This is a genomic window from Nostoc sp. 'Peltigera membranacea cyanobiont' 210A (genome assembly GCF_002246015.1).
GTDB lineage: Bacteria > Cyanobacteriota > Cyanobacteriia > Cyanobacteriales > Nostocaceae > Nostoc.
Genome location: NZ_NOLJ01000011.1, coordinates 157,324 through 170,528 on the forward strand (window position 1 = coordinate 157,324; position 13,205 = coordinate 170,528).

Annotated in this window: 9 protein-coding genes; 4 read left to right on the plus strand and 5 right to left on the minus strand. The window is 43.6% G+C overall.

Annotated elements, in window-relative coordinates; genetic code table 11:
• Positions 1 to 149: 149 nt before the first annotated feature.
• Positions 150 to 4,865, minus strand: a complete 4,716-nt coding sequence (locus CDG76_RS29630; protein WP_094352417.1) for an NB-ARC domain-containing protein — start codon at positions 4,863 to 4,865, stop codon at positions 150 to 152.
• 42 nt (positions 4,866 to 4,907) lie between these two features.
• On the opposite strand from CDG76_RS29630, the gene CDG76_RS38720 reads away from it, so the two are divergent.
• A complete protein-coding gene (locus tag CDG76_RS38720; RefSeq protein WP_223265447.1) occupies positions 4,908 to 5,255 on the plus strand; it encodes a hypothetical protein in 348 nt (115 codons plus the stop codon).
• 376 nt (positions 5,256 to 5,631) lie between these two features.
• Here CDG76_RS38720 and CDG76_RS29640 read toward each other — a convergent pair whose 3' ends face one another.
• Positions 5,632 to 6,090 carry a DUF4363 domain-containing protein gene (locus CDG76_RS29640; RefSeq protein WP_094352418.1) on the minus strand — a complete coding sequence of 153 codons (459 nt, stop codon included), beginning with the start codon at positions 6,088 to 6,090 and terminating at the stop codon, positions 5,632 to 5,634.
• A gap of 428 nt (positions 6,091 to 6,518) precedes the next feature.
• Here CDG76_RS29640 and CDG76_RS29645 point away from each other — a divergent pair, with 428 nt between their 5' ends.
• Positions 6,519 to 6,803, plus strand: a complete 285-nt coding sequence (locus CDG76_RS29645; RefSeq protein WP_094352419.1) for a peptidase — start codon at positions 6,519 to 6,521, stop codon at positions 6,801 to 6,803.
• A gap of 296 nt (positions 6,804 to 7,099) precedes the next feature.
• Here CDG76_RS29645 and CDG76_RS29650 read toward each other — a convergent pair whose 3' ends face one another.
• From CDG76_RS29650 to CDG76_RS29660, 3 genes are all read right to left on the minus strand, one after another.
• Positions 7,100 to 9,028 carry an ABC-F family ATP-binding cassette domain-containing protein gene (locus CDG76_RS29650; protein WP_094352420.1) on the minus strand — a complete coding sequence of 643 codons (1,929 nt, stop codon included), beginning with the start codon at positions 9,026 to 9,028 and terminating at the stop codon, positions 7,100 to 7,102.
• Positions 9,029 to 9,099: 71 nt separating this feature from the next.
• Positions 9,100 to 9,516, minus strand: coding sequence for a DUF1824 family protein (locus tag CDG76_RS29655; RefSeq protein ID WP_094352421.1), 417 nt, complete (start codon positions 9,514 to 9,516; stop codon positions 9,100 to 9,102).
• Positions 9,517 to 9,789: 273 nt separating this feature from the next.
• Positions 9,790 to 10,638, minus strand: a complete 849-nt coding sequence (locus tag CDG76_RS29660; RefSeq protein ID WP_190241024.1) for a prohibitin family protein — start codon at positions 10,636 to 10,638, stop codon at positions 9,790 to 9,792.
• A gap of 248 nt (positions 10,639 to 10,886) precedes the next feature.
• Here CDG76_RS29660 and CDG76_RS29665 point away from each other — a divergent pair, with 248 nt between their 5' ends.
• Positions 10,887 to 12,695 carry an ABC transporter ATP-binding protein gene (locus CDG76_RS29665; RefSeq protein ID WP_094352423.1) on the plus strand — a complete coding sequence of 603 codons (1,809 nt, stop codon included), beginning with the start codon at positions 10,887 to 10,889 and terminating at the stop codon, positions 12,693 to 12,695.
• 38 nt (positions 12,696 to 12,733) lie between these two features.
• Entirely contained in the window at positions 12,734 to 13,162 is a 429-nt protein-coding gene (gene ccmS, locus CDG76_RS29670; RefSeq protein ID WP_094352424.1) for a beta-carboxysome assembly chaperone CcmS, read from the plus strand.
• The last annotated feature ends 43 nt before the right edge of the window (positions 13,163 to 13,205 follow it).

Below are 13,205 nucleotides of genomic sequence, written 5' to 3' on the forward strand. Positions count from 1 at the left end.
CTTAAAACTATAGATCCTGCATCCCCTTATACCACTTGATCAAAATCAGGCTACAGATGCAGGTTAAATCTAACTCTCTTAAATTACGAATTACGAATTTGTACTGAGCGTAGCCGTTGGCGCAGCCTCTCGTAGAGAAGTATTACAAATTATTTCCACCATTGCGCCACATCTACAATAGCGCGGGCAACTTCTGCCGTTGCTGCTTCACCACCTAATGCAAATATAACTGGAAATAATGCCTTGATATCTTGCAGCAAATTAGGGCGAGTACGAAGAGAGACTTGATGAAGTGTATCTCGCCAAAGGGGCAAAAGTTCGGCAATTGGCATTTGCGACAAACCAGAAGCTAAGGCACTCAAGGCATTGGCACGATAATTCTCAGACTGAATCGCCCTGGCAGCAGCAAGGGCTTCTGGCAATAACTCTGGTGGCAGTTTCTCAGCTAAGGCACTCAAGGCTTTGGCACGAGAATTCTCAGACTGAATCGCCCTGGCAGCAGCAAGGGCTTCTGGCAAAACCTCTGGTAGTTTGTCAGCTAAGGCACTCAAGGCTTTGGCACGAGAATTCTCAGACTGAATCGCCCTGGCAGCAGTAAGGGCTTCTGGCAATAACTCTGGTGGCAGTTTCTCAGCTAAGGCACTCAAGGCATAGGCACGAGAATCCTCAGACTGAATCGCCCTGGCAGCAGCAAGGGCTTCTGGCAATAACTCTGGTGGCAGTTTCTCAGCTAAGGCACTCAAGGCATAGGCACGAGAATTCTCAGACTGAATCGCCCTGGCAGCAGCAAGGGCTTCTGGCAAAACTTCTGGCAGTTTCTCAGCTAACGCACTCAAGGCATAGGCACGAGAATTCTCATCCTGAATCGCCCTGGCAGCAGCAAGAGCTTCTGGCAAAACCTCTGGCAGTTTCTCAGCTAAGGCACTCAAGGCATAGGTACGAGAATTCTCATCCTGAATCGCCCTGGCAGCAGCAAGGGCTTCTGGCAAAACCTCTGGTAGTTTGTCAGCTAAGGCACTCAAGGCATTGGCACGATAATTCTCATCCTGAATCGCCCTGGCAGCAGCAAGGGCTTCTGGCAATAACTCTGGTGGCAGTTTCTCAGCTAAGGCACTCAAGGCATAGGCACGAGAATCCTCAGACTGAATCGCCCTGGCAGCAGCAAGGGCTTCTGGCAAAACTTCTGGCAGTTTCTCAGCTAAGGCACTCAAGGCATAGGTACGAGAATTCTCATCCTGAATCGCCCTGGCAGCAGCAAGGGCTTCTGGCAAAACCTCTGGTAGTTTGTCAGCTAAGGCACTCAAGGCATTGGCACGATAATTCTCATCCTGAATCGCCCTGGCAGCAGCAAGGGCTTCTGGCAATAACTCTGGTGGCAGTTTCTCAGCTAAGGCACTCAAGGCATAGGCACGAGAATCCTCAGACTGAATCGCCCTGGCAGCAGCAAGGGCTTCTGGCAAAACTTCTGGCAGTTTCTCAGCTAAGGCACTCAAGGCATAGGTACGAGAATTCTCATCCTGAATCGCCCTGGCAGCAGCAAGGGCTTCTGGCAAAACCTCTGGTAGTTTGTCAGCTAAGGCACTCAAGGCATTGGCACGATTTGACTCAGACTGAATCGCCCTGGCAGCAGCAAGGGCTTCTGGCAAAACCTCTGGTAGTTTGTCAGCTAAGGCACTCAAGGCATTGGCACGATTTGACTCAGACTGAATCGCCCTGGCAGCAGTAAGGGCTTCTGGCAATAACTCTGGTAGTTTGTCAGCTAAGGCACTCAAGGCATTGGCACGATTTGACTCAGACTGAATCGTCCTGGCAGCAGCAAGGGCTTCTGGCAATAACTCTGGCGGTAGTTTGTCAGCTAAGGCACTCAAGGCATTAGCACGATTTGACTCAGACTGAATCGCCCTGGCAGCAGCAAGGGCTTCTGGCAATAACTCTGGTAGTTTGTCAGCTAAGGCACTCAAGGCTTTGGCACGATAATCTTCATGCTGAATCGCCCTGACAGCAGCAAGGGCTTCTGGCAATAACTCTGGTGGCAGTTTGTCAGCTAAGGCACTCAAGACATTGGCACGATAATTCTCATCCTGAATCGCCCTGGCAGCAGCAAGGGCTTCTGGCAATAACTCTGGTAGTTTGTCAGCTAAGGCACTCAAGGCTTTGGCACGATAATCCTCATGCTGAATCGCCCTGGCAGCAGCAAGGGCTTCTGGCAATAACTCTGGCGGTAGTTTGTCAGCTAAGGTACTCAAGGCATTGGCACGATAATACTCATGCTGAATCGCCCTGGCAGCAGCAAAGGCTTCTGGCAATAACTCTGGCGGTAGTTTGTCAGCTAAGGTACTCAAGGCATTGGCACGATAATACTCATGCTGAATCGCCCTTGCTGCTGCCAGGGCTTCTGGCAATAACTCTGGTAGTTTGTCAGCTAAGGCACTCAAGGCTTTGGCACGATAATCCTCATGCTGAATCGCCCTGGCAGCAGCAAGGGCTTCTGGCAATAACTCTGGTAGTTTGTCAGCTAAGGCACTCAAGGCATTGGCACGATAATACTCATCCTGAATCGCCCTGGCAGCAGCAAGGGCTTCTGGCAATAACTCTGGCGGTAGTTTGTCAGCTAAGGCACTCAAGGCATTGGCACGATAATACTCATCCTGAATCGCCCTGGCAGCAGCAAGGGCTTTTGGCAATAACTCTGACGGTAGTTTGTCAGCTAAGGCACTCAAGGCTTTGGCACGATAATCCTCATGCTGAATCGCCCTGGCAGCAGCAAGGGCTTTTTGTAATGCTAATTCTTGAAGATTTGGTGGCAAATAATTAACTAGTTCTGTCAGCGAGTCGATTTTCTCTTGTGGTTCTGGTTTTTGCAGGGCATAAGCTAGTCCTTGTTCGGGAGTCCACATCTTGTTTTTGACCAACGCTACCAGCAGATTTGCTGGTAGATTAGCTGCCAAACTATTCATCGATGCAGTAATCAAAGCATAGCGGCACTGCAAGCTTAGTGTTGATTCAGTCCGATTCGCTTCTGCTAGTTCCCAGGCACGAGAAATATCTGTGATGTAACCGCCAGTTTGTGCCAATTGTTCTCGCACTTCATACCAGCCATTGCTTCCAGTTGCAGACTCTTCCTGCAATAACTGGTGAATCTCTTCTAACTGTCCAGCCTTTTCCAAATGCCAAACTAAATACTGATGAATGTAAGCATCATCGAGTAAAGTATGCCATAAACCATTCTGGGTTTTCTGCCGATACTTCTTTAAAAAAGCAGCGTGAACATCAGCAAGGTTTAAACCCAACCCAGCCAAATCTCCTGGGCGCTTTGGCTCAGAGGGAGCAGTTAACAAATTACAAGCTAAATCGTGGAATAAGTCATGTAAGCGATAGGTAGGCATACCATCAGCAAGCGGTACTCCTGTTAATAGCAATGCTTTATTCCGTAAATATTGCAACATCTTGGCAGCATCACGCTTATCCATTTCCCACAGCGTTGCTGCCATCATCTTATTAATGTTGACATCCTCCGGCAATACCCCTAACCAAGAGAAATGCTGCTGCTTTTCTGGTGGCATTCTCTTGACACTCAAATTTAATGATGCCGTTAAACTCAGGCGTTTTAAACTAGCCTCATCAGTAATTTCTTCGGCTTCCGGTCGGTCAAAACTTGTTAATCTGGCTACTTCTTGCTGAATATCCGCCAACAGTTCATTCCAAGTTGTACCACAGGCAACTTCGGCGGCTGCAAGTTCCAATGCTAGGGGAAGATAACCAACACCTTTGGCTAAATTTTCTGCTGAGTGACGTTCTATGCCTGTAATCCCGCGTCTTAATTTCTTCGTCAGCAATTCCATTGCCTGGTCTGGTTTCATTATATCCAGACTGTAGGTGTTGGCTGCTAAGGCATCGGCAATGTGACCTTCACGAGTAGTTACTAAAACTTGACAACGCGCACCACCAAAATTAAACGCTTGTGCATCTTCGGTATTCCAAGCATCATCCACCACCAGCAACACAGCCTTGTCATAAAGCAGAGTCCGCAAATGCGAGGAAGTTGCTTCTACACTTGTAGGTTTAAAGCTATAGTCTCCTAATGCTTGCACCCAGCCACTAAGTAAAGCAAGCACATTGGGTTGTTGACCTAATGTTGCCCAAAGAATGCCATCACAAAAACGAGATTGTATTTCTGCATTATGGGCTAAAGCCGCAGCTAAAGTAGATTTGCCCACCGAACCCAAACCGTGAATCGCAGTAATTACTAAAGTGCGACTATCAGACGATGAACCATTTAAAAGACGAGTCTTTAAATCATCGCTATACTCTGGGCGTTCTACAAAGTATGTGGGTAAAGGTGGCGCTTGAAATATACTTGTGTGACCTAACCCCCTAACCCCCTTCCCTACAAGGGAATGGGGAAAATTCAAAGCCTCTCTCCCTGTGGGGGAGAGGTTTGGAGAGGGGTTATTTAATTTCGATTTCTCTGGTCTACTACTTTCCCAAGCCTCATCAAACCGTTTTAAGTTCCTTTCCCTATCTCTTGACCATAGCTTGAGTGTAAAGTGCCATTCCTCAACACCCTTGGTTTGCAGACGGTTATCTTCCAGAATCTTCAAAAAATCCTTGAGCAAATTCAGCGCTTCTCGAATTTGCGCTTTAGTTAACTTGCCAGGATATTTATCTTTTTGCGTCAGCAACTCCAACACGACTAACGTAGTCTGCACAGTCAGCTTGGGGTTAACGCTGTCTGCTTCTTTCCAGTCGGACTCAATTTTAAAGTTACCATCCTCAAATTCCCAATCGACAAAACAAAGCAACGCCTCTAGCAGACGCTTGACTCGCTTTTGAATTACAGGGCCTTTAGTAGATTCTCGTGGCATTACATCCAAAAAATTGAGTAAGAAGTTTGGGGCTACCCCAGATTGAAACTACCACCCCAAACTCATGTAATCCAGATTCTAAGGCATTTTCAGCGACATTGGGGTATTTGCTTAGGGACACAACCCCAAAGAGAACCTATATCTATCAACTCTTTGGGACATAACCAAATGCAAGTCCGTCAAATTCTCGGTAAAACCATTGCTTTGTTGCTGGCAATGCAACTATTCTTAATTGGCTTCCAAACTAAAAGCCGAATCGACCAAGGTAACTCATCCATTGAGGCGTTGATTTGGATGACTCAACAATATATTTCAGTGCTGGTTAAAATTCGCAGCTTGCAGGATAAAAAGGAGAAAAATGATTCTCCAAAGCTCAAAAGTAAAAGATGAAATGGTAGGGTGTGTTAAGCAGAGGCGATGCCGACGGCTGTCAACTACGCAGTTTATCAGAGATAGTAGCGTGTTGTGGAAGTGCGATCGCCTAAAATAGGATTTCGATTGATTTTGTCTCCCCTGACATTATCTCCTGACACAACACCTGCCACTGCAAAAATCGCTTCACCATTGAGTTTAGTAGTGGTAGAAAACTGATGCTTTTCCAGTTCGGCACAGTGTCTAAGTTAATCTTGAAGGTTTGTAGTAAGCACTTTAGTGCTTAAAATAATCAGGACTAAAATCCTTACTGCAAACTTGCTTATCCATCAATTTCAACTTGACGTACTACTAGCACACTTGCCAACAAATACTCAGTCTATGTATTTGGCTCTTAAGGCTTGGCAACACTAGTGACATCCTTGTTAAGAACCCCTAAAGCTGTTGACAATTTCGGTTTATTTGGTGCAGAGGCTTTCAGTCCTGCCTCAATCTCATCGGCTTTATCTTCAATTTCTTTGTAGGTAGTGGGAGATTTAGCTTTAACTCCATCCTCAACCTTTGACCAAAAATCTTCAAATTTATCAAATTCCCCTTTAGCTTTGGTAAAATCTCCCGCCTCAACTGCGACTTTAGTATTGGTAACAACACCTTGTAGACCTTGAAATTCGGTTGTTTTAGCGGGAGTTGCTGCTGCACCAGGGCTAGTTGTCGCAGCAGGAGTGGCTGCTGTATCAGAGATAGAACTCCCAGCAGGTGGTGTCTGTGCAGTAGGTTCGTCACCCTTATTGCATCCAACCAAAGTCATTAGGCTGATTGCAGCAACTATCAGTACTGGATTAAAACGATTCATTCTAAACTCCTCATCAAAACTCGTTTGTGTAGATTAGTACCGCAAGGCGGAAATCAAAATTCAAAAGTCACTCATGCTTTAATTTTGGGCTTTATAGCGGTAATGAAATAGTAGGTTTATTTCCGCCAACTTGTACTAGCGTTCATATTTTACGCTGACTATGAACAAAAATATTACCTAATATTTTTGTCATTCAAATATTAATGCTATCAAGGTAAAAAACTTGGAAAGAACCAATATTTTCTCTTTCCGAGTTTTTTACTTGCTGTGCTTTAACTTAAGCACGGAGTCTATCAAGACTACTCACACCAATTACTGACTTCGAGTCTTGTCTGAAAAGACTCGATTTTTCTCATCTCATTTGCATTTCAGGTGATATTGAGCCTACATTGTATTGGGAAAAAGTTTCTACTGACAGGAAAAATACCATGAAACGTTCATTTCGTAAGTATCATCGTATCCTTGGCATCATCTTATCTGTGCCACTGATGTTAACCGTGCTGACTGGGATATTAACAACCTTTGTCCGCGAGTGGTCTATGAGTATAGGAGTTCCAGCTAGCTTCCTCTTAAGTATCCATACAGGCGAAATCTTTCATCTGCAAGGAATCTACCCAATTTTGAATGGATTAGGACTTCTGGGATTGTTGGTGACAGGATTAAATATGTCTGGTTTATTTGGTAAAAAAACTCGGCAAAACCCTAATAATTAAACTAAGAAGCTAATGGCAAACGTACCTGAAAGCAGCTACCAACAACGATTTCACTGGTGACGCTAATATTTCCTCCATGAGTTCTAGCGATCTCTCTTGCTCAGTTGTCAAGTGCGTTTTTTATCCTTATCTTCTTTAATTTGTCAAGTTCATATCATACCAAATTAGATGAGCTTACCCTGCCACCCCACTAGTACCGCAAAGCGGAATTAAAAATTAAAAATGAATACAGTGTAAGCATTTCATTGATTTTGAATGAGTGGTTTATTTACGCCGTGGCTTACTAGCTGGTAATTTCAAGACTCCATCTCTGCCAATTCTAACCAGCGTTCAGTTGCCACATCGATCGCGTGCTTGAGCTTTTCTACATGATCATACAATTTCTGCACTTGGCTATAATTACCCGGTGAAACATTCGCTAGTGTTTTCTCGGTTTCCGCCTTCTCAGCCTCTAACTCGGCAATTTTACCTTCCAACTGCTCAAATTCTTTTTTCTCCCAATTGGATAACCTCCGCCGCTTGGTATTCTCTACATCCTTGGGTGAAGCCGCACCATTTTGGGTTTCAACATTTTTAGGCTTCTCCTTAGCGTTCGCAGCCTGTAGCTGTGCCTCTTCAGCCTTCTTATAGTCCAGATAAATCGAGTAATTACCTGGATATTGCCGCAGATTACCGCCTTCCTCAAAGGAAAATACTGTGTCTATGGTGCGATCAAGAAAGTAGCGATCGTGAGAAACTACGATTACACACCCGGCAAAATCTTCTAAATAATCCTCTAATACTGCCAAGGTCTGAACATCTAAATCGTTTGTCGGTTCATCTAAAATTAAGACATTGGGCGCACCCATCAAAACCCGCAACAGAAATAAACGGCGTTTTTCCCCACCCGAAAGTTTACTAATTGGGGCATACTGCTGATTACCAGGAAACAAAAACCGCTCCAACATTTGCGAAGCACTAATTTGAGTTCCATCGGTAATTTTGATAAATTCACCTTCTTCTTTGATGTAGTCAATCACGCGCTGACTTTCGTTTAAAGCTGTGAGCAATTCTTCCGAATGCTGGTCAAAATAACCGATGTGAATTGTAGTACCAATTTCTGCAATGCCGGAATCTGGCTTAACCCGTCCAGTAATGATATCCATTAAAGTGGATTTACCAGCACCATTAGCGCCAATAATGCCGATGCGGTCTTCTGGACTAAATTCGTAGGTGAAATTATTAATCAGAGTGCGTCCATTGTATGCCTTAGAAACGTTATCTAATTCAATAACTTTTTTACCAATGCGACGACCAACTGTCGAAATATCAACTTTACCCTGAACTTGTTTAAATTCAGTATCCCGCAGAGCGTGAGCGCGGTCAATTCTAGCTTTTTGCTTGGTACTTCTGGCTTTCGGCCCTTTTTTGAGCCATTCTAACTCACGCCGCAACAAGCCTTGGTGTTTGCGTTGACTACTTACAGCAGATTCTTCAGCTAAAGCTTTCTTTTCGAGGTAATATGAATAGTTACCTGTATAAGTGTAAATGTCGCCTCGGTCGATTTCCACGATCCGATTGGTAACGCGATCTAGAAAGTAGCGATCGTGAGTAATCAAAAACAATGCGCCGCGATAGCGATTTAAATAACTTTGTAACCACTCTACAGAAAGAGCATCAAGATGGTTTGTCGGTTCATCCATGAGCAAAGCATCTGGTTCTGATAGCAAAGCTGATGCTAAAGCAATGCGCTTGCGATAGCCTCCAGATAAAGTACTTATCTTGGCATCAAAGTCAGAAATTCCTAATTTTGTGAGGATGATTTTGGCATTAGTTTCTAGTTCCCAAGCACCACTCGTATCCATCCGTTGCATCACCACAGAAAGGCGAGACATCAGTTGACTATCATCTGGATAGTGAACCAATTTATCAGAAAGTTCTTCATACTCGCGTACTAAAGCTGTATGTTCGCCACTGTCAGCGAAAACTTGCTCTAAAACTGTGTGATTTTCATCTAAATCTGGCTGCTGCGGTAAGTAGATGATTTTAGAACCGGAGTTAATTAAAATTTGACCGCTATCAATGGATTCTAACCCGGCGATCATTTTTAATAAGGTTGATTTCCCAGAACCGTTAGTACCAATTAATCCAACTTTATCCGTAGCATCAAGGCTAAAGCTCGCATCTTTTAAAATTTCCTTGATACCAAAGTCTTTTTTTACTGATTGTAGTGTAATAATACTCATAAGATTGAAGTCATTAATTATTTTTCATTAGTGAGTAGGTAAGACAAATACCTTACCTACATTGCCGAATTTTATACAAATAAGTCCAAGGGAAGGTGTCCATACATTTCGTTGATTCCATCTTCGTCATAAGACTGGCAAGATACTAGTACACCACGATGATGTCCATCATAGGAATCAAGATAACACAAGCCATTTTTACCATTTAATTTGATATAAACTGGACCTTCGGGTGTCAGTAAATTATTTGGTGGTTCATAACCCAAAGCCAAAGAATAGGTCTTCATCGCCAATATTCCTTCTTCTGCTGTATCAGCACAAATTCCTAAAATTTGGTAATCAGTAAGCTTGGCGAGCAAAATTAAGGCATTACGAATTACTACTTTTTCTGATGAGTTGAGTATAGGGGCAATGTCTAGACAGTTGAATTTGTTCAGTAATTTTTTCGCTTCTTCGGCGGTGAGATTCTGAGGATTGGGGGTTGACATAAACTTCGACTATTATCTGGTTGGTTTTTCTGTGGTGTTTGAGTTGGGACTAGTACCGCAAGGCGGAAGTCAAAAGTCACTCATGCTTTAATTTCGGGCTTTCTGGCTGTAATGAAATAGTAGGTTTATTTACACCAACCTGTACTAGCCCAACTTATCCCATTTTGGATTTTAGATTTTGAATTGGAAATAGTCCAATATATTGTAAAATTTGTCTGAGGTCAGAGCAAATTCCATAATCTTAGACCTTGTTATCTCATGCCCACTTCCCTTTTACGGTTGATTTTGGACATTCCCAAGGTTGAATATAAAGGGTACGCCATTTTTGGAGTCATTACCCATAACCAGGACTTTGGGCATCTGAGCGCCGCCAGTCTTCCAAGCTTCAATGGCTTCTTTTTGCAGAACTAACTGTCCTCCTTGGGCTTTGAGTGTCTCTGCTAAGAGTCTTTGAGCTTCTGCCCTACCTTTGGCTCGATTAATATCTGCTTGTGCTTCTTGTTCAGCTTCCCGTGCTACGTAAACGGCTCTTTGTGCCCGTTGTTCAGCAATTTGCTTTTCTTCGACTGCTCTGGCAAATTCTGGCGAGAATGCTAAATCAACGACGCTAGTATCTAATACAATTATCCCATATTTGTCTAAGCGATCGCCTAAAGCTTGATCGAAGTCTTCTTTCAATTCACTTCGTTTGGTAATCGCTTCTTCTACTGTTCTTCTGGCTGCGGCAATTTTAAATGCTTCTTGTGTTTGAGGGGCAATGATTTTTGATACAATATTTTCTAATGTTCCTTGTTTTCTTCTAACTTCAACTACCTTTACCGGATCGAGGCGAAAGTTAATCGCAAATCTCGCAGATAAATTTTGCAAATCTTTAGTGGAACTCTCCGCTGGTACTTCAAATTTTTGCACTGTTAAATCATACACATCTATCACAGTGATAAAAGGCGGTTTCACGTGAATACCTTCCAATAAAGCGCCATCTCTCGCTTTACCCAAGATGCTGATTACTCCTGCTTGTCCTGGGTTAATAATGATAAAGGAATTTAACCCAATAATCACTAGTATTGCTAACACAATTCCGAAAACTGTGGTTTGCCAATTACCAAATTGCTGATTTTTCAAATTCCTCTCTCCAATATTTAGTTAGTCATTGGTCATTTGTCATTTGTCATTTGTCATTGGTCATTTGTCATTTGTCATTTGTCATTAGTTATTCTCCCCCTGCTCCCAGTCCCCAGNCCCCAGTCCCCAATCCCCAGTCCCCAATTTAAGTTTCTCATTAGTCTGTCTGAATCAATCTTCAGACTCAGGACTTAGGACTCAAGACTTTGTTCCGTGGTAATATCAGTGACACGAAACCGCAAAAAGCCGTGGCTACTGTATTAAAATCTCATCGGGCATCAAGAAGGCGTAAACATTCAGCGCATCCTCTCCAGCGTTTGCTTGAGTATGGACACCAGTATCGTAAACAAATTTGGCTGGCGACTACTTATTCTACCCTCAATAAATTTTTCGACTTAGCACCACCCGGCTTAATTGGCGTGGCGGTGGATGTGGTAGTCAAGCAACAGGATTCCATAATTGCACAGTTAGGGGTACGGGATGTCTTTCAACAATTTTTGATTATTTCCTTCCTGACTGTGGTCATTTGGATACTAGAATCGGTTTTTGAGTACGCCTATGCTCGACTTTGGCGGAATTTGGCTCAGAATATTCAGCATGACTTGCGTTTGGATGCATACAAACATTTGCAAGAGTTGGAATTGGCTTATTTTGAAGAACGCAGCACTGGCGGTTTAATGTCTATCCTCAGTGATGATATTAACCAATTAGAGCGGTTTTTGGATGGGGGAGCGAATGATATCATCCAAGTTTCTGCAACTGTTCTAATTATTGGCGCTGCTTTCTTTATTTTGGCTCCTAGTGTAGCGTGGATGGCTTTGTCACCGATGCCATTTATCCTCTGGGGTTCTTTTGCCTACCAACGATTACTTGCACCTCGCTACGCCGAAGTACGAGAAAAGGTAGGTTTCCTGAATTCGCGGTTGTCAAACAATATCAGCGGAATTACTACTATTAAAAGTTTCACATCTGAAGCTTATGAAGCCTCTCGTTTGGAATTAGATAGTGACGCTTATCGCCGCAGTAATTCTAAGGCAATTACTCTTTCTGCTGCTTTTGTCCCGCTAATTCGGATGCTGATTTTGGTGGGGTTCACGGCATTACTTTTGTATGGCGGGATGGCTGCGGTTTCGGGAGCAATGTCTGTAGGTACTTACAGCGTATTAGTTTTTTTAATTCAGCGATTGCTGTGGCCTTTAACTAGATTAGGCGAAACATTTGACCAATATCAAAGGGCAATGGCTTCTACTAATCGAGTCATGAATTTATTAGATACTCCTATCGCCATTCATACAGGTGACGTAGCGTTACCTGTGGATGAAGTGCGCGGGGAAGTGCAATTTAACAATGTTTATTTTGCCTATAAAGATAGATTTCCAGTAATTAAAAATCTGTCTTTGGATATTCCGGCGGGGAAAACTATTGCAATTGTCGGTTCTACCGGTTCTGGTAAAAGCACTTTAGTCAAACTCTTGTTGCGGTTGTATGAGGTGCAAGCTGGAAGTATTACTCTCGATGGTATTGATTTGCAAAGTTTGAATTTGCAAGATTTACGGCGCTGCATCGGTTTGGTGAGTCAGGATGTCTTTCTATTTCATGGCACTGTAGCGGAGAATATTGCCTATGGCAGCTTTGAGACTAGAGAGCAAGAAATCATCACGGCAGCGAAGATAGCCGAGGCGCACGAATTTATTATTGAATTGCCCGAAGGTTATGAGACAATTGTGGGGGAAAGAGGACAAAAGTTATCTGGTGGACAAAGACAACGGATTGCGATCGCCCGTGCAGTCTTAAAGAATCCCCCCATTCTGATTTTAGATGAAGCGACCTCGGCAGTGGATAATGAGACAGAAGCGGCAATCCAGCGATCGCTAGAACGGATTACAGTAGATAGAACTACAATTGCGATCGCTCATCGTCTTTCCACTATCCGCAATGCCGATTGCATTTATGTCATGGAACATGGGAAATTAGTAGAGTCGGGAACCCATGAGCAATTGCTGGAGAAAGACGGTATTTATTCCGGGCTCTGGCGTGTACAGTCAGGTTTAAGATAAGTTTCGCCTATTGTCTGTGTCTTCATTACGAATTATTTATGTTTTTTGGTAATAGTCAACCAGAATCAGGTGATACTAAGTGGCGTCGCCAGTTGGATAAGTTTGTCAAAGCAAATCAGCAAGAGTTGGCGGCGCTGTTTTGGGGATTGTGGTTAGCAAATGGTGACAGTCAGGGTACTGTTGGTATTGATTTGCAGCCAACGCCGCATTTTGTTTATTGTCCGAAAGAACAGATAGAAAATTTAAATATTAAGGTTGAAAATCGGCTTCAAGAAATTTTGGGGATTGTTGAGAATCATCAGCCGGATGTAGAAGTTGTGATGATTGGGATTGGGAAGGGGGAAATTAAGTTAATTCAGTTTGCACCGGAACCAGCACCACCGATTTGTTTTGAGGAAGTTGGGAAGGATGTGGATGGGTTATTGGATGTGTTGGAAGAGAGGATGAGGGGGGAGATTGTTTTTTAACGCAAAGGGACGCGGAGGGAAGCGCAGAGGAACGCGGAGGAGG